19 protein-coding genes are annotated in these 22,152 nt (G+C 41.9%); 12 read left to right on the top strand and 7 right to left on the bottom strand.

Going from position 1 to position 22,152, the window contains the following annotated elements; all coding sequences use genetic code 11:
* Positions 1–33: 33 nt before the first annotated feature.
* The 6 genes from F3G66_RS04065 to F3G66_RS04040 all read left to right on the top strand — a co-directional run bounded on the left by F3G66_RS04065 (position 34) and on the right by F3G66_RS04040 (position 6,791).
* Positions 34–3,486, top strand: coding sequence for an acyl-[ACP]--phospholipid O-acyltransferase (locus tag F3G66_RS04065; protein ID WP_149707238.1), 3,453 nt, complete (start codon positions 34–36; stop codon positions 3,484–3,486).
* A 221-nt stretch (positions 3,487–3,707) separates the two neighbouring features.
* Positions 3,708–3,848 carry a hypothetical protein gene (locus F3G66_RS04060; RefSeq protein WP_223154213.1) on the top strand — a complete coding sequence of 47 codons (141 nt, stop codon included), beginning with the start codon at positions 3,708–3,710 and terminating at the stop codon, positions 3,846–3,848.
* Positions 3,848–4,600, top strand: coding sequence for an amino acid ABC transporter substrate-binding protein (locus F3G66_RS04055; RefSeq protein WP_087580383.1), 753 nt, complete (start codon positions 3,848–3,850; stop codon positions 4,598–4,600). The genes F3G66_RS04060 and F3G66_RS04055 overlap by 1 nt, the downstream gene beginning before the upstream one ends.
* Positions 4,601–4,609: 9 nt before the next feature.
* The gene (locus F3G66_RS04050; RefSeq protein WP_087579224.1) at positions 4,610–5,362 is read left to right on the top strand and encodes an amino acid ABC transporter substrate-binding protein; all 753 of its coding nucleotides are present in this window, start codon (positions 4,610–4,612) and stop codon (positions 5,360–5,362) included.
* A 23-nt stretch (positions 5,363–5,385) separates the two neighbouring features.
* Positions 5,386–6,054, top strand: coding sequence for an amino acid ABC transporter permease (locus F3G66_RS04045; protein WP_021089366.1), 669 nt, complete (start codon positions 5,386–5,388; stop codon positions 6,052–6,054).
* Positions 6,054–6,791 (top strand): amino acid ABC transporter ATP-binding protein, encoded by a 738-nt coding sequence (locus F3G66_RS04040; RefSeq protein WP_103559808.1) that lies wholly within the window; start codon positions 6,054–6,056, stop codon positions 6,789–6,791. The genes F3G66_RS04045 and F3G66_RS04040 overlap by 1 nt, the downstream gene beginning before the upstream one ends.
* A 28-nt stretch (positions 6,792–6,819) precedes the next feature.
* Here the strand turns inward: F3G66_RS04040 and fldA are convergent, their stop codons facing one another.
* The 4 genes from fldA to F3G66_RS04020 form a co-directional block, all read right to left on the bottom strand.
* Entirely contained in the window at positions 6,820–7,311 is a 492-nt protein-coding gene (fldA, locus tag F3G66_RS04035; protein WP_087579226.1) for a flavodoxin FldA, read from the bottom strand.
* An 11-nt stretch (positions 7,312–7,322) separates the two neighbouring features.
* On the bottom strand, positions 7,323–8,036 hold the full coding sequence (locus F3G66_RS04030; protein WP_149707237.1) for a UDP-N-acetylmuramate--alanine ligase: 714 nt from the start codon (positions 8,034–8,036) through the stop codon (positions 7,323–7,325).
* Positions 8,037–8,039: 3 nt separating this feature from the next.
* On the bottom strand, positions 8,040–8,351 hold the full coding sequence (locus F3G66_RS04025) for a DUF2325 domain-containing protein (RefSeq protein ID WP_002939277.1): 312 nt from the start codon (positions 8,349–8,351) through the stop codon (positions 8,040–8,042).
* Between the two features lie 137 nt (positions 8,352–8,488).
* Positions 8,489–9,655, bottom strand: a complete 1,167-nt coding sequence (locus tag F3G66_RS04020; protein ID WP_149707236.1) for a sugar transporter — start codon at positions 9,653–9,655, stop codon at positions 8,489–8,491.
* A 156-nt stretch (positions 9,656–9,811) separates the two neighbouring features.
* Here F3G66_RS04020 and nifJ point away from each other — a divergent pair, with 156 nt between their 5' ends.
* From nifJ to F3G66_RS04000, 4 genes are all read left to right on the top strand, one after another.
* The gene (gene nifJ, locus F3G66_RS04015; RefSeq protein WP_149707235.1) at positions 9,812–13,399 is read left to right on the top strand and encodes a pyruvate:ferredoxin (flavodoxin) oxidoreductase; all 3,588 of its coding nucleotides are present in this window, start codon (positions 9,812–9,814) and stop codon (positions 13,397–13,399) included.
* A 134-nt stretch (positions 13,400–13,533) separates the two neighbouring features.
* Positions 13,534–14,040 carry a DNA-deoxyinosine glycosylase gene (locus tag F3G66_RS04010; RefSeq protein ID WP_149707234.1) on the top strand — a complete coding sequence of 169 codons (507 nt, stop codon included), beginning with the start codon at positions 13,534–13,536 and terminating at the stop codon, positions 14,038–14,040.
* 107 nt (positions 14,041–14,147) lie between these two features.
* Positions 14,148–15,293, top strand: coding sequence for a toxin-antitoxin system YwqK family antitoxin (locus F3G66_RS04005; RefSeq protein ID WP_149707233.1), 1,146 nt, complete (start codon positions 14,148–14,150; stop codon positions 15,291–15,293).
* Positions 15,294–16,108: 815 nt separating this feature from the next.
* Positions 16,109–16,819, top strand: coding sequence for an aspartate/glutamate racemase family protein (locus tag F3G66_RS04000; RefSeq protein WP_149707232.1), 711 nt, complete (start codon positions 16,109–16,111; stop codon positions 16,817–16,819).
* 153 nt (positions 16,820–16,972) lie between these two features.
* Here F3G66_RS04000 and F3G66_RS03995 read toward each other — a convergent pair whose 3' ends face one another.
* On the bottom strand, positions 16,973–17,302 hold the full coding sequence (locus tag F3G66_RS03995) for an HAD-IA family hydrolase (RefSeq protein WP_410470310.1): 330 nt from the start codon (positions 17,300–17,302) through the stop codon (positions 16,973–16,975).
* Between the two features lie 398 nt (positions 17,303–17,700).
* Between F3G66_RS03995 and dcuC the strand changes: the two genes are divergently transcribed.
* Together dcuC and F3G66_RS03985 are read left to right on the top strand one after the other, a co-directional pair.
* On the top strand, positions 17,701–19,095 hold the full coding sequence (gene dcuC / locus F3G66_RS03990) for a C4-dicarboxylate transporter DcuC (RefSeq protein WP_149707231.1): 1,395 nt from the start codon (positions 17,701–17,703) through the stop codon (positions 19,093–19,095).
* Positions 19,096–19,104: 9 nt separating this feature from the next.
* Positions 19,105–20,832: a gluzincin family metallopeptidase gene (locus F3G66_RS03985; protein ID WP_149707230.1), complete on the top strand. Its 1,728-nt coding sequence runs from the start codon at positions 19,105–19,107 to the stop codon at positions 20,830–20,832.
* A 9-nt stretch (positions 20,833–20,841) separates the two neighbouring features.
* Here the strand turns inward: F3G66_RS03985 and F3G66_RS03980 are convergent, their stop codons facing one another.
* A complete protein-coding gene (locus F3G66_RS03980; RefSeq protein ID WP_149707229.1) occupies positions 20,842–21,264 on the bottom strand; it encodes a Sua5 YciO YrdC YwlC family protein in 423 nt (140 codons plus the stop codon).
* Positions 21,261–22,148 (bottom strand): DMT family transporter, encoded by an 888-nt coding sequence (locus F3G66_RS03975; RefSeq protein ID WP_149707228.1) that lies wholly within the window; start codon positions 22,146–22,148, stop codon positions 21,261–21,263. The genes F3G66_RS03980 and F3G66_RS03975 overlap by 4 nt, the downstream gene beginning before the upstream one ends.
* Positions 22,149–22,152: the final 4 nt, after the last annotated feature.

Below are 22,152 nucleotides of genomic sequence, written 5' to 3'. Positions count from 1 at the left end.
AAGGCAAAAAGCCAGCAACTTTTAATAAACTCTATGATGAGTTTATTAAAAGTTGCTGGCTTTTTGCCTTACCTTGCGATCGTATTTTTAAATGCAAGCGTCGATCTGGCACATAAAATCACCATACAAAATGTTCTTTTAAAAACATACGATGGCGACATACTTTTTATCCTAACAGCTGTCATAAACGCAATGATCTTGCTACCATTTATATTTTTATTTTCGCCCTCAAGCTTTATAAATGATAAATTCTCAAAGACAAAAGTCATAAGAATTTGTGCCATTTTTGGCTTTATCATTAGTGTCGCGGTGCTTTTTAGCTATCTTGCAGGTGCTTTTGGCGTAGCTTTTGCACTCACACTCATACTAGCTGCTCAAAGTGCGATCTACTCACCAGCAAAATATGGCATCATCAAAGCACTTGTCGGCACTGAGCGACTTGGCACAGCAAATGGCATCATCCAAGCGCTCACCATCATTGCGATACTTTTTAGCTCATTTTTATTTTCATTTATATTTGAAAATTTATACATCCAAGGCGAAAACTCGGAGGAAATTTTAAAAAGCGTCTATCCTATTGGCATCTTTTTAGTCATATTTAGCGCACTTGAAGCATATTTTGCTTATAAATTACCTTGCATTGATGAAAAAGACGAAACAAGCGAAAATTTTGATATTAAAAAATATATTCGCCTTAGCTATTTAAGAGAAAATTTAAAAGAAGTAAGGTCAGATAAAAATATCTGGCTAAGTATCGCTGGGCTTAGTATATTTTGGGGAATTTCTCAGATCATCATCGCAGCTTTCCCAGCTCATTACAAAGCCGTTTTTAACGACGACAGCTCGCTAGCGGTGCAAGCAATTCTAGCAGCAAGCGCCATAGGCATCGCATTTGGCTCATACGTGGCTGGCTCTATGTCAAAGCTTCACATCGAGCTTGGTATCGTGCCGATGGGTGCTATTGGTATATTTTTTTCGCTTTTATTTTTCGCATTTGGCTCAAATATCGGCGTAGTGAGCCTTAGCTCATTTGCATTTGGCTTTTTTGGTGGAATTTTTATAGTGCCGCTAAATGCGATGATCCAGTACTTTGCCCCGCAAAAGACCACCGGCAAGATAATGGCGGCAAATAACTTCTTACAAAACGTCTCAATGCTGCTATTTCTAGCTATTGGCATAGGCTTAGTATATTTTAAAATTTCAACCACTGGGCTCTTTGTCTTTACAGCGCTTGTTTGCTTAATTGGCAGCTTCTACGCCATTTTGCAGCTTCCGCACCTTTTTACAAGGCTACTTTTACTACCATTTTTAAAGACAAAGTACCGCTTTTTTGTAGAAGGCCTTCAAAATTTACCACAAAGTGGCGGCGCACTACTTCTTGGCAATCACATCAGCTGGATCGACTGGCTCGTGCTTCAAGCTGCAAGCCCGAGGGGTATAAGATTTGTCATGTATAGAACGATCTATAACAAATGGTATCTAAAGCAAATTTTTAAATTTTTTAAGGTGATCCCAATAGGTGCAGGGGCAAGCAAAGAGTCGATCGAGCTAGTTAGAGAGTGCCTAAAAAATGGCGAAGTGGTCGCACTTTTCCCAGAGGGTCACATCAGCTACAACGGCCAGATAAATGAGTTTCAAAAGGGCTTTGAGCTTATCATCAGAGATCTAGAAGAAATTTGCATCGTGCCATTTTATCTTCGCGGCCTTTGGGGCTCGAGCTTTTCAAGAGCTAGTAAATTTTACAAAGACCTCACTTCTAAAAACGGCAGACGCGACATCATCGTCGCCTTTGGCAAACCAATAACCACATTTATAAACGCTGCAAAGATGAAGCAAAAGGTGCTTGAGCTTAGCTTTTCATCGTGGGAAAACTTTATCTCAAGGCAAAAACCACTAACGAGCGAGTGGCTAAACAACGCAAAAGAGGATAAATTTAAAGAGTGCGTAAGCGACAGCACAGGGCTAAATTTAAGCAACTTGAAATTTATAACAGCTGTTTTAGTATTTATCAAAATTTTCAAACGTGAGCTAAAAGATGAGAAAAACATAGGCATCTTACTGCCTAGCTCAAGCATCGCAGCTATCGTCAATATAGCGCTTCTTGCGATGGGCAAAGTGAGCGTAAATTTAAACTATACACTAAATGAGACCTCTCTAAATCACGCCCTAAGAAAGGCGGATATAAACACGGTGATCACCTCAAGCAAATTTCTTGAAAAACTAGCACTTAAGGGCTTTGATCTAAAAGATGCGATGAGTGGCAAAGCTAAATTTGCAGAAGATCTCTCAGCCAGCGTCTCAAAAAAAGAGAAATTTCTAGCGCTTTTAACGGCATTTTTTGCTCCAACTTGGCTTATTAAGCTTTGCTATTTTAAGCGTGTAAGCTTAGAGGATACTGCTACCATTTTATTTAGTAGCGGCAGCGAAGGCGAGCCAAAGGGTATCGAGCTAAGCCATAAAAATTTACTTGCAAACATTAAGCAAATAAGCGAACTTCTAAATTTCAAAAAAGATGACGTGATCTTAAACTCACTCCCTGTTTTTCACTCATTTGGACTAACGGTCACCACGCTCATGCCGCTTTGCGAGGGCATAAAAATGGTAAGCGTGCCTGACCCAACAGACGGAGCGACTATCGGCAAAATGGCGGCAAGACACAGCGCTAGCATCATATTTGGTACCTCAACGTTCTTTAGGCTCTACACCAGAAACAAAAAGCTTCATCCGCTGATGTTTCAAAGTGCCAGAATGGTCGTAGCTGGGGCTGAAAAGCTAAAACCTGAGATAAAAGATGAGTTTAGACTCAAATTTGGCATAGAAATTTATGAAGGTTATGGCGCGACAGAAACGGCACCGGTAGCTGCTGTAAATATGCCAAATATCCTAGAAAAAGAGAGCCTAAAAGAGCTTACATTTAATAGACCTGGAAGCGTTGGCATGCCTCTGCCTGGCACCATCATCAAGATAATCGACCCAGAGACTCTTGAAGAGCTAGAAACTGGCACAGATGGGCTCATCGTGATCGGCGGATCGCAGGTAATGAAGGGCTATCTAAACGACGAAGCCAAAACAAGCGAGGTAATCACGCACATTGATGGTGTAAGATACTATAAAACTGGCGATAAAGGCCACATAGACGAAAACGGCTTTGTATTTATCGTCGATAGATACTCAAGATTTGCCAAGATAGGCGGCGAGATGATAAGCCTTGGAAGCGTTGAAGAAGAGCTTGCAAAGGTGCTTGGAAGCGATGTTGTCTTTAGCAGTGCAAACGTGCCAGATAGCAAAAAGGGCGAAGCGATCGCGCTTTTAGTAAAAAGTGGCACAGAGCCTGAAAATTTAGAGCAAATTTTAAAAGAGAGCAACTTAGCTCCGATAATGATGCCAAGCTATATCTTCATCGTTGATGATATACCAACGCTTGCAAGCGGCAAGGTTGATTTTAAGGGCGTAAAAGCTCTAGCGGTCTCACTTTTAGCGGAGTGAGGCACCGCTCTCTTTTTTCGTGATAAAATGCGCCAAAATACTACCCCGATTGCAGTTGCGACTGACATTTGCATAAATCTTGAAATTTTTTGCAAAGAGTTTTATATAAAAATTTCTATTGCTTTTTAAATTTGGTGCAATTCGTGCGATTGTTTGCTAAATTCTGCCTTTACAAAATTACTAGCAAGCATAAAAGATGATGCCATACAAATAGTGAACAAATGGGCTATAACGTAGAAAAAGGTAACAAAGAGCTACTAATTAAGATAAATTTTGCCCTAAATGAGCTTAGCAAGGAAGGAGCTTTAAGCGAAATTTCGCTTAAATACTTCAGTAAAGATATTTTAAATAAGGAGAATTAATGAATTTTAAGCCCATTTTTGGCTTGATCGCAGGTGCTTTTTTAGCTTTAAATTTAAATGCTTCAACTATCAAAAAAGGCGAACTTACCGTCGCAACTGAAGGTACTTACTCGCCTTACTCATTTTACGATGAAAAGGGCGAGCTAGTAGGATATGACGTAGATATTGCAAGAGCAGTAGCGCAAAAGCTAAATTTAAAAGTTGAGTTTCTAACAGCTCCTTGGGATGCGATGCTAGCAGCATTTGATGCTGGTAAGGCCGATGTTGTATTTAATCAAGTAAGTATAAACGAAGATAGAAAGAAAAAGTATGGTATGAGCGTGCCTTACACTATGCCATATCCAGTAATTGTCGTGCATAAAGACAATAACGACATCAAAAGTTTTGCTGATCTAAAGGGCAAAAAGAGCGTACACTCTGCGACTAGCAACTGGGCAGCGATAGCCGAGAAAAACGGTGCAACAGTGGTTGTGGCTGATGGCTTTAGCAAAGGCGTGGAGCTTATCATCTCAAAAAGAGCTGATGATACGATAAACGACAACGTCACTTTTTATGACTATATCAAACAACGCCCAAATGCGCCACTAAAAATCGCATACACAAGCAACGAGCCGATGCCAACAGCTGCAATCGTTAAAAAAGGTAACACTGAGCTATTAGAGGCGATAAACAAAGCGCTTGATGAACTAAAAGCCGAGGGTAAGATAAGCGAAATTTCGATGAAATATTTTGGAAAAGATATTTCAAAATAAAGGATTAAAATGAAATTTACAAATTTATTAAAAGTAGTAGCCGTGCTTGCAATGGCTTTAAATTTACAGGCAAAAACTATAAAAGACGGCGTGCTAACAGTAGCAACTGAAGGTACTTACGCTCCTTTTACATTTTATAATGACAAAAATGAGCTAGTAGGATACGACGTAGATATCGCAAAAGCAGTAGCACAAAAGCTAAATTTAAAAGTTGAGTTTCTAACAGCCCCTTGGGATGCGATGCTAGCGGCATTTGACGCGGGCAAGGCAGACGTTGTGTTTAACCAAGTAAGTATAACTGACGAGAGAAAGAAAAAGTATGCTTTTTCAGTGCCTTATACTGTAACATTTGGCGCCATCATCACTAGAAAAGATAATAACGATATAAAAAGTTTTGCTGATCTAAAAGGCAAAAGAAATGCCGACTCAGCTACGAGCAACTGGGCGAAAGTCGCCGTAAAATATGGCGCTGAACACGTCGTAACAGATAGTTTTGCGAAAAGTATGGAGCTTCTTATATCAAGACGCGTAGATGCTGTTGTAAGAGATAACATCGTATTTTACGACTTCATAAAAGAGCGCCCAAATGCACCTGTAAAGATAGCTGCCTCACTTGATGAGAAAGACTACACAGCAGCAGCTGTTAAAAAGGACAACGCCGAGCTTGCAGAGCAAATTTCAAATGCTCTAAATGAACTTTCAAAAGAAGGCAAACTAGAAGCTATCTCAAAAAGCTACTTTGGCAAAGACGTCTCAAAATAAATTTATAAACCAACAAGGCAAAAATGGAAAATTTAGATAGGGTGATCGAGCTTGTTTCAAGCTCGACGCTACCGATGATCATCGCACTTTTAAAAGTGACGATCCCTCTTACTTTGCTCTCGTTTTCGCTAGGGCTTGTCATCGCTATTATCACAGCAGTAGCGAGGCTTTCAAATATAAAAATTTTAAAATTTATATTTGCCACCTATGTTTGGATATTTCGCGGCACGCCACTTCTTGTGCAGCTTTTCATCGTATTTTACGGGCTTCCTAGCATCGGCGTCACGCTTGATACTTGGAGTGCGGCGACTATCGCATTTAGCCTAAACGTAGGCGCTTATGCGTCTGAGTCTGTAAGGGCTGCCATACTTTCTGTGCCAAAAGGTCAGTGGGAGGCTGCCACATCGCTTGGCATGACACACTATCAAATTTTAAAACGTATCATCGCACCCCAAGCAGTGAGGATCTCGTTGCCGCCACTTTCAAACACATTTATAGGCCTTGTTAAAGACACTTCACTAGCAGCTTCTATAACGATGGTAGATATGTTTATGGTCGCTCAAAGGATCGCAGCAAGGACCTTTGAGCCACTCATCCTCTACATCCTAGCAGCACTTATCTATCTAGTGGTTTGCACACTCTTAACCTATCTTCAATCAAGGCTTGAAAAAGCTGTCTCAAGGTATGTCTAATGGCTATAAATTTTAAAAATATAAGCAAATCTTACGGCGATCATTTGGTGCTAGATAACATAAACACAAGCTTCAAAGAAGGACAAACGACCGTGATCGTTGGCTCATCAGGTTGTGGCAAATCAACACTTCTTAGATGCATAAATTTACTTGAGATCCCACAAAGTGGCATTTTAGAGGTAGATGATAGAGCTGTAAATTTTAAAGAGAAGCTTAGCTCAAAAAAGCTTTTAGAAATTCGCAAAAAAACAGGCATGGTCTTTCAAAGCTTCAACCTATTCCCACACCTAACAGCACTTCAAAATGTCACTGAAGCTCCGATCTATGTTCAAAAAAAGGATAAAAACGAAGCAATAAAAGAGGCAAAAGAGCTTTTAGCTAAAGTGGGGCTTAGCCACAAAGAAGATACCTATCCAAACAGGCTCTCTGGCGGTCAAGCACAGCGTGTAGCCATCGCTAGAGCACTGGCCGTAAATCCATACTTTTTGCTACTTGACGAGCCTACAAGCGCGCTTGATCCAGAGCTTGAGGCTGAAGTTTTAAAGGTTATTTTATCTCTTGCAAAAGAGAAAAAGTCTATGATCATTGTCACTCATAATATGAATTTTGCTAGAAAGATAGCTGATAGAATTTTGTTTTTAGATAAAGGCGTGATCGCATTTGATGGCTTAGTAGATGAGTTTTTCAATAGCCAAAACGAAAGAATAAAAAGCTTCATCTCGGCTATGGATATATAAATTTAGCTAGAAGATCTAGCTAAATTAATTACGCAAAGTATGGTTTTATCTGCTCTATCCAAGCTGAAATTCTACCCTCAGTTTTATCACTTTGGTTATCAGCATCAAGTGCTAGACCTACAAATTTTCCATTTCTTACAGCATCAGAGCCATCAAATGTATATCCATCGGTGCTAACCTCGCCAACTACCTTTGCGCCAGCTTTTACTACCTCATCATAAAGCTTTGCCATGCCGTTACAGTACTCATCAGAGTAGCTCTCGCTATCACCCATGCCAAAAACAGCGACTGTTTTTCCGCTTAGATTTAATGCTTTAAAGTCAAACGCATCCCAGTCATCTTGAAGATCACCACTGCCCCAGGTTGATGTACCAAGGATGAGCTTATCAAAGCTATTTAGTTTCGCTGCGTCTACATCAGCAACGTTTAAAAGCTCATTTTCAAGGCCTAGACCCTCACTTATAAGTTTTGCTGCATCTTCGGTATTTCCCATGCTACTTCCATAAACTATACCTATCATTTTTATCCTTTTTAAAAAATTTTACTAATAATCGTATAAGGCACAAGCTTGATCAAACCTCTCGCACAACAGTGCCTAACCTCAACGTGTCGCCTAAATTCCTCATTTCTAGGAAAAACGATATAAACCATCTCGCACTCGTGACCAAGCACACCGACGGCTCTATCTATATCGTCATTTAAATTTCTCATATCATCAAAGCTCACTTTTTTAAAGCTTGGCATGACACTAAGTAAATTTTTACCATCTTTTTTGACCGAAATGACACCGCTATTTAGCATGACCTCTTTATCTTGATGGCGTAGGCGTATTTTATCATAAACAAATTGACAAAACATCTGTGCCGCATCGATACAAAACTCAAATTTTCCACTTGCGTAAAGCATTTTTATCATCTTTGCAGCCACCATTTTCGGCTCTCTTGCTATAAATTTGATCTTTGAAAAGTCGTCTTTTAAATAAGCATTTATGATAATATTTGATGAAATACAAAAGCGATCTGCTGGCTTAAAATTTAGACATTTCTCACGAAGTAGGAAATTTATCCTAGCCTCAAAAATTTCTTTGAAATTTAGAAATTTAGCGTAAGAAAGCGGAATTTTTAGCTCATCTTCTACGCCAACATTATAAAGTGCGATGAAAATTTTTGCACGTGAAAGCTTGTCAAGCTTTGCAAAAATACTTGGAGTTATTTCGCCAATATCTGATAAAAGTCCGAATTTCATTGATTATTCTTTGCATCCAAATTCCTTATCTAGGCCAAAGACCTTGCAATACTCGCAAAATACGCAACTAACGCTTCTTTTCGCACAAACGATAGGAATATTTCTCTTTTTTGCTTGAGTTTTAATGGTCTTCATCGTGTTGTGGTTTAAGAAACTAGTTAGCATCACCACACACTCGGTATCTTGTGGGATTGGCTTGCGGTTTACGCGGTTTTCATTTCTAGCGTCCCAGTGCTCTATCTTCTCAGCTCCCAAATCATGCAAAACGGCCTTAATAGGCGTTATCTCATCTGCTCCGATAACTAAAACTGACATAACAAGCTCCTAAAATTTATTTATTTTCTGATAACGATTATAAGAAAGCTTTGCTAAAATTATTCTTAGTTATGATATTTATTATCACTTATATGTAGAAATTTGTAACTCTTTTAAACAAATTTTTGATATTCAATTTACTTAGACTTTTTAAATTTAGCCACTGCTGCAAGAAAAACGACAAGGCCAGCTGCTGCAAAGATACCGCCAACATTGCCAATATTTTCTTCGCCAAGGCGAACTATCGTTTGATGCCCTATTAGTGCCCCTGCTCCAATGCCGATATTATAAATGGCTGAGTATATCGCCATCGCAGCATCAGTGGCGTTTGAAGCCAAATTTAGTACCTTTATCTGAAAACTCATATTTATCCCAGCTATGCCAAGCCCCCAAACAAAGGCTAGCATAAGCATCAAAGCCTCGTTTGATGCGATCAATTTTAGTGCCAGTAAACAAGCCAAAATAAGTGTGATGGAAAGAGTCAAAAAGACATTTGGGATAAGCCTATAAAATTTAGAGAAAAGCCAGCTTGCCACGATACCAGCGACACCAAATATAAGCAAAAATATAGTGATAAATTTGCCACTAAAACCACTAATATCCTTTGCAAATGGCTCGATGTAGCTATAAGTGCTAAAATGCGCACTCACAACGATAGCTGTTAGCAAAAATATAACCATTAAAAAACCATTTTTAGCAAGCTCTGGTAAGCTTTTTAAGGAGCCTGAGTTTTTACTAGGCAAAATCGGTAAAATTTTATGCAACCAAAAACCAACTCCTACTGCAAAAACCCCAATCAGTCCAAATGTAATACGCCAACCAAAGGCGTCACCTATTATCCTGCCAAGTGGCAAGCCAAGTATCATCGCCAGCGAGGTGCCAAGCGCTAAAAGACCAAGAGCTTGCGAACTTTTATTGATAGGCGCCACTCTAACAGCAAGCGAGGCAGTGATCGACCAAAATATAGCATGAGAGATAGCGATAAGCACACGGCCGATCGTCAAAATCGTAAAATTCCAAGCAACAGAACAAAGTGCGTGAGAAGCCACAAAAAGTATAAAAATTTTTAAGAGTAGCGACCTTCGCTCTAAATTTGCAGTCAAAAGCATAAATGGCAAAGATAATATCGTCACGCTCCATGCATAGATTGTGATGATTAGTCCAGTATCTGCCGTACTCATACCAAAATCTTTTGCCATATCACTCAGAAGCGGTACTGGTACAAATTCTGTTGTATTAAATATAAAAGCTCCAAAAGTTAGTGCAATAACTCTTAAATAGGCTATTTTATGGACATTTATCAAAATTTTATCCTTTTACTTTACTTTTACAGTAATAGATTTTGACTTAAATTTTAGTTATTTGTAAATTTTAAATTTATTAATGATGGAGATTAATGACAAATTTTGGATTTTTTTTCTATAATAAAGCTATTTTTAAGATAATTTTAAGGCGGAAAAATGGCTAAAATAATGAAAACTATGGACGGAAACGAGGCTGCGGCGCACGCGGCTTACGCATTTACCGAGGTTGCGGGCATCTACCCGATCACTCCTAGCTCGCCGATGGCCGATTACACCGATATGTGGGCGGCTCAGGGCAAGAAAAATCTATTCGGCATGCCGGTTAAGGTAGTCGAAATGCAAAGCGAAGGCGGAGCTGCGGGCACCGTGCACGGCTCGCTGCAAGTAGGCGCGCTAACTACGACTTACACGGCTTCGCAAGGCCTTTTGCTAAAAATCCCCAATATGTACAAAATCGCAGGCCAGCTGCTGCCGGGCGTCATCCACGTGAGCGCGCGCTCTATCGCGGCTCAGGCGCTTTCTATCTTCGGCGATCATCAGGACATTTATGCCTGTCGCCAAACGGGATTTGCTATGCTAGCAAGCGGCTCCGTGCAAGAGGTCATGGATATCGCCGGCGTCGCGCATCTAGCGGCGATCAAGGGTCGCGTACCGTTTTTGCACTTTTTTGACGGATTTCGCACGAGCCACGAAATACAAAAGATCGAGGTGCTTGACTACGCGCACTTTGATAGGCTTCTTGACCGCGAGGCGCTACAAAAATTTAGAGACGAGGCGCTAAGCCCTGAAAGCCCGAAAACTCGCGGCACGGCTCAAAACGACGACATCTACTTCCAGACGCGCGAGCTAGCTAACCGCTACTACGACGCGGTGCCTGATATCGTGGCCGAGTATCTAAAAGAAATTTCAAAAATCACGGGACGCGACTATAAACCGTTTAATTATTACGGCGATCCGCACGCTACGCGCATCGTGGTCGCGATGGGCTCTGTCACGCAAACTCTAGAAGAAGTCGTCGATCACCTACGCGCAAAGGGCGAAAAAGTGGGCGTGCTAAAGGTACATCTATACCGTCCATTTAGCCTAAAATACCTCTTTGACGTGATGCCTGAAACGGTAGAAAAAATCGCCGTGCTAGACCGCACGAAAGAGCCGGGAAGCCTCGGCGAGCCGCTATATCTGGACGTCAAGGCGGCGTTTTACGGACGCAAAAATCAGCCCGTGATCGTGGGCGGTCGCTACGGTCTGAGCTCAAAAGACGTCGATCCTGCACAAATGCTAGCCGTCTTTGAAAATCTAAATTTAAGTGAACCCAAAAACGGCTTTACCGTCGGTATCGAGGACGACGTGACCTTCACCTCGCTAAAAGTCGGCGAGAAAATTTCGCTAAGCGACGCAAGCGTGAAAGAGTGCCTATTTTACGGCCTTGGCGCGGACGGTACTGTCGGAGCTAATAAAAACTCGATCAAAATCATCGGCGATAAAACCGAGCTTTACGCGCAGGCGTATTTTGCCTACGATAGCAAAAAATCCGGCGGCTATACGCGCTCGCATTTGCGTTTCGGTAAAAACCCGATCCGCTCGACCTATCTCGTCTCAAATCCGCACTTCGTAGCCTGCTCGGTTGCGGCGTATCTTGAAATTTACGACGTCATAGACGGTATCCGCGAGGGCGGGACGTTCCTGCTAAACTCGATCTGGGACGCCGAGCAGACGGTCGCTAAACTGCCGAATAAAGTAAAGAAAATTTTGGCCGAGAAAAGAGTAAATTTCTACATCATCAACGCCACTAAGCTAGCTCGCGAGATCGGGCTAAAAAACCGCACGAACACCATCATGCAGTCGGCGTTTTTTAAACTCGCAGACATCATCCCGTTTGCCGACGCTCAAAAATATATGAAAGAGTACGCGCACAAAGCCTACGCCAAAAAGGGCGAAGCGATCGTAGAGATGAACTACAAGGCCATTGATATGGGCGCGGACGGGCTGGTTAAGGTCGCGGTCGACCCTAGCTGGGCAAATTTGACGGATGACACGAGCGCGGAGGAGAAATATGTCGGCGACGAATTTATAGAAAAAATCGTTAAGCCTATCAATGCCGCTAGGGGCGATAGCTTGCCCGTTTCGGCGTTTGTGGGCTTTGAAGACGGACACTTTAAATCAGGCACCACGGCCTACGAAAAACGCGGCATCGGCGTGATGGTGCCTAAGTGGATCGAGGAAAATTGTATCCAGTGCAATCAGTGTGCCTTCGTTTGCCCGCACGCGGTCATCAGGCCGTTTCTCATCGACGAAAACGAGCTCGCTGCCGCGCCTCAAACCGTGCAAGATCACGTCCTAGACGCCAAAGGTAAAGAGGTAAAAGGGCTAAAATACAAAATCCAAGTGAGCCCTCTAGACTGCACGGGCTGCGAGCTGTGCGCTCAAATTTGCCCGAGCAAGGAAAAATCGCTCGTCATGGTGCCGCTAGCCGAGGAGATGGAGCGACACGAGCAGGAAAACGCCGATTATTTATTTAAAAAAGTAACCTACAAAGACGATCTGATGAGCAAAGAAAGCGTCAAGGGCGTGGGCTTTGCTCAGCCGCTATTTGAGTTTCACGGTGCATGCCCGGGTTGCGGCGAGACGCCTTATATCGGGCTTGTGACGAGACTGTTCGGCGACCGTATGATCGTGGCAAACGCCACCGGATGTAGCTCGATCTACGGCGGCAGCGCGCCTTCGACGCCTTATACGACGAACAAAGACGGCAAGGGCGTAGCGTGGGCAAACTCGCTGTTTGAGGATAACGCGGAGTTTGGTATGGGTATGAACGTCGCGGTAGAGACGCTTCGCCACCGTATCGAAGACGTGATGTTGCGCACTAAAGACGCCGCGCCAAATGCACTAGCTGCGCTATACTCCGACTGGATCGCGCATAAAAACGACGGCGAGAAAACGACGCAAATCGCTAAAATTTTAACGCCGATTTTGGAGCAAAATTTAAGCGTAGAGGGCGTAAAAGAAATTTTAGAGCTAAAAAGATATCTCGTCAAAAAATCACAATGGATCATCGGCGGCGACGGCTGGGCGTACGACATCGGCTTTGGCGGTCTTGACCACGTACTAGCTAGCGGCGAGAACGCAAACGTGCTCGTGCTTGACACCGAGGTCTACTCAAACACCGGCGGCCAAAGCTCAAAATCAAGCCGCGCTGGCTCTATAGCACAGTTTACCGCTAGCGGCAAGCCGATGCAGAAAAAGGATCTGGGCTACATCGCGATGACCTACGGAAATATCTTCGTCGCGCAGATCAACTCAAATGCGAGCCAGGCAAACACGATAAAAGCCATCGCCGCAGCCGAAGCCTACGACGGACCTAGCCTCGTGATCGCGTATTCGCCGTGTATCGCGCACGGTATAAAAGGCGGCATGGCGCTCTCGGGCGGTCAAGGCGAGTTAGCGACCAAGTGCGGCTACTGGCCGACCTACGTCTACGATCCGCGCCTAATCAAAGAGGGCAAAAACCCGCTAAAAATGACCTCAAAAGAGCCTGATTGGTCGCTTTACGAGGAGTTTTTGCTAAACGAGGTTCGCTACAACTCGCTTAAGAAAACTAACCCGCAGCACGCGGACGAGCTGCTGGCTAAAAATAAGGCCGACGCGCAAAGACGCTACCGCCAGCTAAAACGCCTAAGCCTAGCCGACTTTAGCGATGAGGTCGAGTCTAGCTCGGAAGCCCAGGCTAACGAAAACGCCGAGTAAGGCGAAAATTTCTCTCGCCTAAATTTGACGGGCGATGGAAAATATCTGTAAATTTAGCCGCTCGTTCGGGCGGTTAAATTTGCTTTCAAATTTGAACATTTTAAATTTAACGCGGCAAATTCAAAAGGCGCAAAATGAGCCAAACCCATCCTTTTAAACCGATTTTCGATAAAAATTCTAAAATTTTAATCCTCGGCTCATTCCCTTCCGTAGTTTCTCGTAAATTTGGCTTTTACTACGCAAATTCGCAAAATCGCTTCTGGCGCGTGCTGGCCAGGATTTTAAATGCTCCATTGCCAGCCAGCACGGATGAAAAGATAGATTTTCTACTCGCTCACCGTATCGCTATCTACGACGCTGCGATCTCGTGCGAGATAAAGGGCTCGAGCGATGCCAAAATGACCGCCGTCGCGCCTGCAAATTTAGAGCCGATCTTTAGCGGCGCGCGCATAGCACAAGTATTCGCAAACGGCGGTAAGGCGCACGAAATCTGCGAAAAATACCTAAAAACTCAAATTTTAAACGCAACGGGTAAAGAACCCGTCAAGCTACCCTCGACTAGCTCCGCAAACGCAAATTTTAGCTTTGAAAGGCTCGCGCAAGAGTGGACGGTCATCTCGGAGGCGCTAAAAGACGGCTAAATTTGACGCAAGTCCTAAAATTTAACTCATCCGAAATAATCGCGCCTTCATCTTAAATTTAGTTTCAAATTTTAAAATTACCTAATTTAAACAAAACAGGAAAAACCATGAAAATCCTAAAATTTCTATTTTTACTTCCGCTTCTAGCCATCGGTGCGCAAGCGCTGGAGCCAAAAATCGTAATGAAGCCCGAAGCGAGCCTAAAAAATGGCCTTTACTACGTAAAAGGTAAGCTCTACGACGGCACGCTAAAGATGCTTCGATACAGCGTCGAGGACCTATATGACGTAAATGCGATGGGTATGGTCTATCCGAGGCTAAAACCCCTGCCGCCCACGCTCATACGCGAGATAGACGTGCAGGGCGGCACTGCGGTGCGATATAGAGACTATTTTGACGGCAGAGACAAGCCCTCAAACGAATACCCCCTAAAAAACGGCGTCCGCGAGGGCACGGCTAAGCACTACCATGCAGATAGCGGCGCTCTGATGGGCGAGAGCGAATACAAAAATGACGTCCGTGACGGGCGCTACCGCCGCTACTACTTTGACGAGGGCGGCGCGTTAAAGCAGGAGGGCTTTTTCAAGGCAGACAGGCGAGAGGGCGTGTTTACTGACTATTACGTTAGTGGCGAGGTTAGCGCGCGTAGCCCCTATGTCGGCGGGCTACGAAACGGCGAGGACATCGACTACTACAAAAGCGGCAAGATCCGCGGCGTGCGAACGTATAAAGACGACAAGCGAGAAGGCGCGGGAAAATGGTACTACGAAAGCGGCGCCGTGGAGGAGACGGGCGAATACAAAAATGACCGCAAAAACGGCGTTTGGAAGCGATTTTACGAAAACGGCAAAACGCGCGTGGTAGAAAATTACAAAGACGGCGAGAAGGACGGCGTCGCGCGCGAATATTACCCAAGCGGCAAGCTACGAGGCGAATACGAGTACAAAGACGGCCGCCAAACGGGCGCGGGGCTGGACTACTACGAGAGCGGGGCGCCGGCGGCAAAAGTAATGTTTAAAAACGGGCGCTATCACGGGCTATACGAGGAGTATCACGAAAACGGCAAGCTAAAAGCCAGAGTGATGTTTGAGGACGGGCTGGAAACCGGCGAGGCGCGCCACTACTACGCAAACGGCAAACTAGAGGCTGAAGGGGAGTTTGAGCGCGGTAGGCTCATCCGTGCCAAAAAATACGACGAATCGGGCAAGCTAATCAGCGACAAGTCTGATAAAAACGGACTGCCGAGGGAGTAAATTCGGCTAAGTTTATACCTTTGCGGTTTAAATTCGCTCTTTAAATTTTAGCTTTTAGCCGTAAATTTAACGTTTATATCGCTTTGGCTGGAAAATTTAGCGCGTAAAGCTCAAAAAGCGGCAAAGCGATAAAAATCCGCGAAATTTTATAAATTTTAACGCGCGAAACGGCTGCGCGCAAACGGCTCATAAATTTCACGGTGCGAGATTAAAGCACTAAAACGTAAAGCGGCGATGTTTGCGCGAATTTGACGGCAAAACGCGGGTTTTTGCATTTGCTGGCGTAAAACGCAGGCGGTTTGGGCGTCAAGCTAGCATTTAAAAGATGTCGAAGCGACTCTGGCAAAGTGTGTCAAAAACGTAGGCGCAAGACTTGTAGACGCGAACGGGTAAAATTTGCAGGCGATTTTACCTTGCAAAAAATAAAACTTTGCCAAACCGAAAAGTCGTAAATTTAATCCGCCCGTGCGAAGTAATCAAAACGCCGCTTTAAGCCGGTAAAATTTACGCGCCAAAAAGAAAATTTGCTTGCAAATTCGGATCGCAAGCGCCGAATTTAAACTCTCTTCATTTAAACCATCTTCCGAGCCGAGCGTTTAAATTCTCTTTGTAAATTCGGCCCCATCGGTTCGTTAAATTTAGCACGTTTATTTCGTTAAATTTGCCCTTTTGCGGCACAAGCTAAAAAATTTATGCGGTTAATTTATGCTCGTTATTTTAGGCGGTTGCAGCCGAATTTAACGCGACGGACGAAATTTAAATTTAGAGCAAATTTAATTTAAAACCGTAAAATCGCCGAAATTTAAGGAGAAAAAATGAAAAAAATCGGCCTAATCGGCGGGATGAGTTTTGAGTCTACGATAACGTACTACGAGCAAATAAATCGCAAAATAAACGAGCGCTTGGGCGGTCTTAGTAGCGCGGAGATACTGCTAAGTAGCGTAAATTTCGAGGAGATTGAGGCCTGCCAGCGCGAAAACAGATGGGAGGACGCGGGCGAAATTTTGGCGCGGCACGCGAGGATTTTGCAAGGCGGCGGGGCGGATTTTATCTTCATCTGCACAAACACGATGCACAGGTGCTTTGACGCCGTGCAAAGCGCCGTTAGCGTACCCGTAGCGCACATCGCGGACGCCACGCTAAAAACGCTAAAAAACGCAGGCGTCGCTAAGGTAGGGCTGCTCGGCACCGTTTATACGATGACGCAGGATTTTTACAAAAGTCGGTTGATAGAGGGCGGCGCGGAGGTGCTTTTGCCAAGCGCGGGGGATATGACGGAAGTAAATCGCGTCATCTTTGAGGAGCTTTGCTACGGCAAAATCGCGCCTAGCTCAAAGGCGAATTTCTTGCGTATCATCGAGGATTTTAGGTCGCGCGGCGCGCAAGGAGCGATACTTGGCTGCACTGAGATAGGCATGCTGGTATCGCAGGCGGATACGGATGTGCGGCTTTTTGATACGACACAGATACACATTGACGCGGCGGTTGAGGCGGCGCTGTCTATGCTTAATCAAAACGGTCGCTAGACGAAGGAAATGACTTAGCCGAGCGGTAAGCAAGGTTGTTTAATAAAATCCACTAATTTTAGTTGCTTGCTAAAAATTTTACCGCTTCATAAGCGTTTTGAAAGATTAAATCCGAATGCTCTTTTAGACTTTGCGCATCCGCGTATCCGCAAGTTAGGCCGATACCTTGATGCCGGCGTTCTTTGCCGCCATTAGATCCATCTGCGTATCGCCTATCATAAATGCGTTTCGCTTATCTTTTCCAAGTTTTGCGAGAGCTAAATTTACGGGCTCCGCGTTAGGTTTTGGATTTAGCACGTCGTCGCGGCCTACCACTACTTTTATAAAATTTAAGACCCCTAAATTTTCAAGCAAAATCTCCGAAAATTTCGACGTTTTCGTAGTAACTACGCCGACGTCGGCAATACTAGATGCTAAACCTACGGCGTCTTTTGCAAACGGCAAACTAGAGGCCCAGGGCGAGTTTGAGCGCGGTAGGCTCATCCGCGCCAAAAAATACGATGAATCGGGTAAGCTAATCAGCTATGGGTATGATAAAAACGGACTGCCGAGGGAATAAATACTAAAATAAGTTGCTACTGGTATTATTTGAATATCTACCAAACCAAATATTTGCATCTTTTATATTTTGAATATTTTAATTAGCTTTAAATCAAACTACAATAGTCGCACTTAATATTAAAATTTTATATTCATCTTTTGCATCTTAGTCATAAAAGTAGCAATCTCATTTATAAAATCGATAATATTTTTATAAATAAAAGCGAAATTTCAATATAACAAGTAGTATAATTGCAAGCATATAAATATTATTTTTTATATTTTAAGTGTATTTTTGATTTTTGTATTCTGGTTTTTAAATATCTTAATAAGGAGCAAAAATGCATACTCTTGGTCTAATCATAGCTCTACTTACGCTTTTTGTTGTGGGCTGGGCGATTTTAAAAGGCAAATACGCCACTTTCGTGCTCTTACTCTCTGGCGTTATCATGCTTATCTCTTCGGTCATTCTTGATACGGGAAAATTTTTACCAGAAAAGGTAAAGAGCACTGGAAATTCCTTGCTAGATGTAGTTGAGTTTATCCGCTATATGCTCTCAAATAATTTTTCGCAACTTGGACTTTTAATTATGTTAATGGTCGGTTTTGCAAGTTATATGACTCATATCGGAGCAAATCAAGCCTTTGTAGGCATCGCCACAAAAAGGTTTAAAGCCATAAAAAGCCCATATTTTATGATATTCATAGCTTTTTGCGTAGCAAAACTTATAAGCATGGTAATAACCAGCGCAGTTGGGCTTGGCGTGCTTTGTCTTGCACTTCTTGGACCAGTTCTTATATCACTAGGACTGAATAAGCTAAGCGTTGGTAGTATTTGTGCGATGAGTGGAGCTAGCTCAATGGTACTTCTTGGCTCATCGACAGCTGCCGCTGCAAAAGCAACTGAACTTGAGGTGCTTGATTATGTTTTTATCTATAAAATTCCAGCGGCTCTTCCAACTGCGCTCGTAATCGGCATTGCATTAGTTCTTTGGAATAGATACTTAGACAAAAAAGAAGGTTGGGTTTGTAGCGAGCATATAGGAGAGAGCATTAGTTTTGACGATAAGGTGGATGTTCCAAAAGAACAAGCACCTATGATCTATGCTCTTTTACCATTTTTACCGATGATTTTAGTAGTAGTTTTTTCGCCATATTGTTTAAAAACTATAAAACTAAACATATCAAGCGTCATAATCCTTTCTATGATAATTGCTATGGTTTTTGAAGCATTTAGGCATAAATTTAGCTTTGAAAAGCTTGGCGAAGGGCTAAAAGTATTTTTTAATGCCATGGCAAAAAGCTTGAGCGGTGTTGTTATGCTAGTTGTAGCAGCTGGTATATTTGCTGAGGGTTTTAAGGCTCTTGGTATGCTTGATGCTATTGTAAATTTGGCAAAAAGCATAGGCTTTGGTGGGCTTGGCATGTCTATACTTTTTGTATTTATAACAACCATCGTTACAATCATAGCTGGCTCAAATGGTGCAAGCTTTTATCCACTTTTAAACATGGTACCAAATATAGCTAAGAGCTTAAATATCAACTCTGTTATGCTAGTGCTTCCTATGCATCAAGCCTCCACAATAGCTAGACCACTTTCACCTGTCTCTGGCGTAGTGGTAGCCATTTCAGGCATGCTTCACATTAGCCCGCTTTCGCTAATTAAAAGATGTAGCGTGCCAGCTATTTTAGGTCTTATAAGCCACCATATATTTGTATTTTTACTATCATTTTAAGGAGAAAATATGAGATGGAGCTTTGATGATTCTTATGTAGATTTTAATAGCGAAATTTTTACCTCATCGTTTGAAAATCTAAAAGCACAAAATGAAAATTTGGTTAAATTTTTAAACAATAGCGAGCTTACCAAAGCTATCATCTCATACGAAGAAGCATACAAAGAAGCAGCTAGCCTACTCGCATTTTGTCGTTGCAAAAGTAGCGATAATACAAAAGATGAGCTAGCTAGTAAATTTGAGTTAAAAATAAAAGAGCAAAAAGCTAAACTTGATACGGCAAAGGAGCTACTTTTTGATAAATTTGATAGCCTAAAAAGTGATGATAAAATTTTTCAAAGCACTCAATTTAAACATATAAAATTTCTATATTTAGAGCATAAAAATAGCAAGAGTAAAATACGAAAAAAGAGCGAACGAGATTTTTTTGCAAATTTAGCGCTCACAAATTTTTTTCCACTTTTTACAAATTTTAGACATCTAAATAATTTAATAAATATCTCTACTACCAATAAAAATGCAAATACACAAAGCTATAATCTTGCAAAATGTATGGGTATATTAAAAGGATCAGATGATGAAATTTTACGCAAAAACGTGTTTGATACCCTGAGCTCTCACTATGATAAATTTGCCGATCTTTATCTTGATATCTTAAATATGCTTCATGGATTTAGACTCGCTAAATTTAAGGCAGCAAAAGTTGATTTTTTAACTCCAAGCCTTGAAGAAAATAAAATGAGCCTTGATACTTTAAACGCCATGCAAGAAGCCATTAGCAAAAGAGTGGAAAAAATAAGAGAATGCGTAAGAGTAAGAGCTAGTTTTTTAGGTGGCAAAAGCATGAGAAGTTGCGATCTTTTGGCACCTTATCCACTTAGCAAGCATCATGAAATTTCTCATAACGAGGCTATTAAAATCATCAAAAAAGCATTAAAGCCACTGGGCGAAGATAGTTTTATCGAGCTTATGATAGACAAACACTGGATAGAAAGCGATGTACGAGAAAATAAAGCTGGCGGAGCATTTTTTGTAAGTTTGCCAAAATTTAAGCAACCAAGAATTTTTACCACCTACATGAATACTCTTTCGCACTTAATCCAGCAAGCTCATGAGCTTGGACATGCTTGGCACTACTACTTGATGCGTGATCTTCCGGTTTTAAGCGCAAATTTCCCAATGAGCTTAGCCGAGAGCGCGAGTACATTTAATGAGACTCTTTTACGAAATGAGCTAAAAAAAGATGACTCACTTAGGGTAGAAATTTTATGGCAGGAGCTAAAAAGCGCTGCAAATTTTTTACTTCATATAAGCGTTAGATACGAGTTTGAGACTGGTTTTATAAAGCTGCGACAAAAAGGTCAAGTCAGTAAAAAAGATGCAAATGATCTTTTAAAACAAGCTTGGGATAAATTTTATAAAGATAGCACAAGCGATGTTGAAGAATTTTTGCCATATTTTAAGCCACATTTTTATAAAACAGATAACTACATCTACAACTATCCTTATAGCGTTGGCTATCTGCTATCACAATTTTTTCTAAGTGAGTTTAAAAAAGATGAAGCAAATTTTTGCAAAATTTATAAACAATTTTTAATAGAGTGTGGCACGAAAAGCGTAGAAGAGCTAGTGAAAAAACACTTTAAAAAAGATACGACAAAGTGCGAATTTTGGCTGATTGGCATAGATGAAGCGCTAAAAAATTTAGATGAGTTTAAAAAGGTAGTGGCTGTATAAATTCACTAGTTATCTTAAACGTTTTATTTTTTTTCGAGAAATTTTATAAATTTTTGATGGAGCATCTTCGAAAAAATGATCATCTACTATTTCATCAGCCACGCTCATAGCCCAAGCTTCATTAAAATTTTGCCCATTTTTGTTCGCACTACTTGAATAAAGCCAGTCAAATTTAGCTAAAAATTTTTCGTGCTCGCACTCTTTTACGACTCTAATAGCCTTTAAATTTGGATACAAAAATGTGGCTTTCCTTGAACGGCGTATAAAATTTTTATACTTTTTTGGCACTCTAACAAGCTCATTTAAAATGCTAAATTTCGCTGTCGTGATAAGGCAAGGTTTATTCTCATCACGCATTTTGGCTCTATTTATCTCTTTATAATCTTTACTCAAAAAGCCAGCTGTCGTATCAGTTTGTGCTAGAAATATCATAATTTTTCTCTTTTTGATAGTAAAAATATACAAGAGATTATTAGGGCAAATCCCAAAAAGTCCCAAAATACAAATTTTGTCCCAAGCCAAAAGTAGCCAAAGAAGGCCGCACTTAGTGGCTCTATGCAGGCTAATAAACTAGCTTTTGCTGCGCCTATTAGCTTAACACCTATCATATAAAAGCTAAATGCAAAAATGGTGCCAAGCGTAATAACAGCAATAAATGCAAGCCATTGATTTATACCATTAAGCCCAGCAAAATCCCAAACTCTCATATAGCAAGCAAGCACTACCCCGCCCATAACCATGCCCCAGCCAAGCGTGAGAGTGACTGAATATTTAGCATTTAGCCTTGCTGGAGCAAGATTATAAACACAAACGCAAATGGCACTCACCAAGCACCAAAATAGCGCTTTTGGCGAAATGACAAGAGATGAAATTTGAGCATGTGTGCTTAGGAAAAATACGCCAAGCATCGCGCAAAGCAGAGCTAAAATTTCAAGTGGTCTTGGTGCTCGCTTCTCTTTTAGGCAGATGACGGCTAGGATGAGAACTGGCGCAGTGTATTGAATAACAGTCGCTACTGCGGCATTTGAAAGCTCGATGGAGTAAAAATAAGCATACTGCGTCATCATAAGCCCAAGCAGGGCATAGACTAAAAACTCGCTAAGGAGCTTTATATCTTTAATCGGAGCAAAAACGGTACTTGGTTCTTTAAAAGCATAAAAAATCACAATAACAATGCCAGCTAGCATCAGTCTATATGGCACCAAAAAATCAGAATTTATACCAAGTGAAAATAGATACTGCCCACAAACCCCACTAAATCCCCAAAGGATACCGCCAACTAAAGTAAGGAGTATCCCAAGACGATGAGTATTCATTAAA

The organism is Campylobacter concisus, from assembly GCF_902460665.1.
GTDB classification, from domain to species: Bacteria; Campylobacterota; Campylobacteria; order Campylobacterales; family Campylobacteraceae; genus Campylobacter_A; species Campylobacter_A concisus_AL.
Note: the sequence above shows the minus strand (reverse complement) of the source record. Positions and strands in the feature narration are given on the sequence as shown.

Excerpts from the sequence above, each read along its gene's own strand:
- F3G66_RS04065 (WP_149707238.1), top strand. The coding sequence starts at position 34 with ATGATGAGTTTATTAAAAGTTGCTGGCTTTTTGCCTTACCTTGCGATC.
- F3G66_RS04060 (WP_223154213.1), top strand. The coding sequence starts at position 3,708 with ATGGGCTATAACGTAGAAAAAGGTAACAAAGAGCTACTAATTAAGATA.
- F3G66_RS04055 (WP_087580383.1), top strand. The coding sequence starts at position 3,848 with ATGAATTTTAAGCCCATTTTTGGCTTGATCGCAGGTGCTTTTTTAGCT.
- F3G66_RS04050 (WP_087579224.1), top strand. The coding sequence starts at position 4,610 with ATGAAATTTACAAATTTATTAAAAGTAGTAGCCGTGCTTGCAATGGCT.
- F3G66_RS04045 (WP_021089366.1), top strand. The coding sequence starts at position 5,386 with ATGGAAAATTTAGATAGGGTGATCGAGCTTGTTTCAAGCTCGACGCTA.
- F3G66_RS04040 (WP_103559808.1), top strand. The coding sequence starts at position 6,054 with ATGGCTATAAATTTTAAAAATATAAGCAAATCTTACGGCGATCATTTG.
- fldA (WP_087579226.1), bottom strand. The coding sequence starts at position 7,311 with ATGATAGGTATAGTTTATGGAAGTAGCATGGGAAATACCGAAGATGCA.
- F3G66_RS04030 (WP_149707237.1), bottom strand. The coding sequence starts at position 8,036 with ATGAAATTCGGACTTTTATCAGATATTGGCGAAATAACTCCAAGTATT.
- F3G66_RS04025 (WP_002939277.1), bottom strand. The coding sequence starts at position 8,351 with ATGTCAGTTTTAGTTATCGGAGCAGATGAGATAACGCCTATTAAGGCC.
- nifJ (WP_149707235.1), top strand. The coding sequence starts at position 9,812 with ATGGCTAAAATAATGAAAACTATGGACGGAAACGAGGCTGCGGCGCAC.
- F3G66_RS04010 (WP_149707234.1), top strand. The coding sequence starts at position 13,534 with ATGAGCCAAACCCATCCTTTTAAACCGATTTTCGATAAAAATTCTAAA.
- F3G66_RS04005 (WP_149707233.1), top strand. The coding sequence starts at position 14,148 with ATGAAAATCCTAAAATTTCTATTTTTACTTCCGCTTCTAGCCATCGGT.
- F3G66_RS04000 (WP_149707232.1), top strand. The coding sequence starts at position 16,109 with ATGAAAAAAATCGGCCTAATCGGCGGGATGAGTTTTGAGTCTACGATA.
- F3G66_RS03995 (WP_410470310.1), bottom strand. The coding sequence starts at position 17,302 with ATGAGCCTACCGCGCTCAAACTCGCCCTGGGCCTCTAGTTTGCCGTTT.
- dcuC (WP_149707231.1), top strand. The coding sequence starts at position 17,701 with ATGCATACTCTTGGTCTAATCATAGCTCTACTTACGCTTTTTGTTGTG.
- F3G66_RS03985 (WP_149707230.1), top strand. The coding sequence starts at position 19,105 with ATGAGATGGAGCTTTGATGATTCTTATGTAGATTTTAATAGCGAAATT.
- F3G66_RS03980 (WP_149707229.1), bottom strand. The coding sequence starts at position 21,264 with ATGATATTTCTAGCACAAACTGATACGACAGCTGGCTTTTTGAGTAAA.
- F3G66_RS03975 (WP_149707228.1), bottom strand. The coding sequence starts at position 22,148 with ATGAATACTCATCGTCTTGGGATACTCCTTACTTTAGTTGGCGGTATC.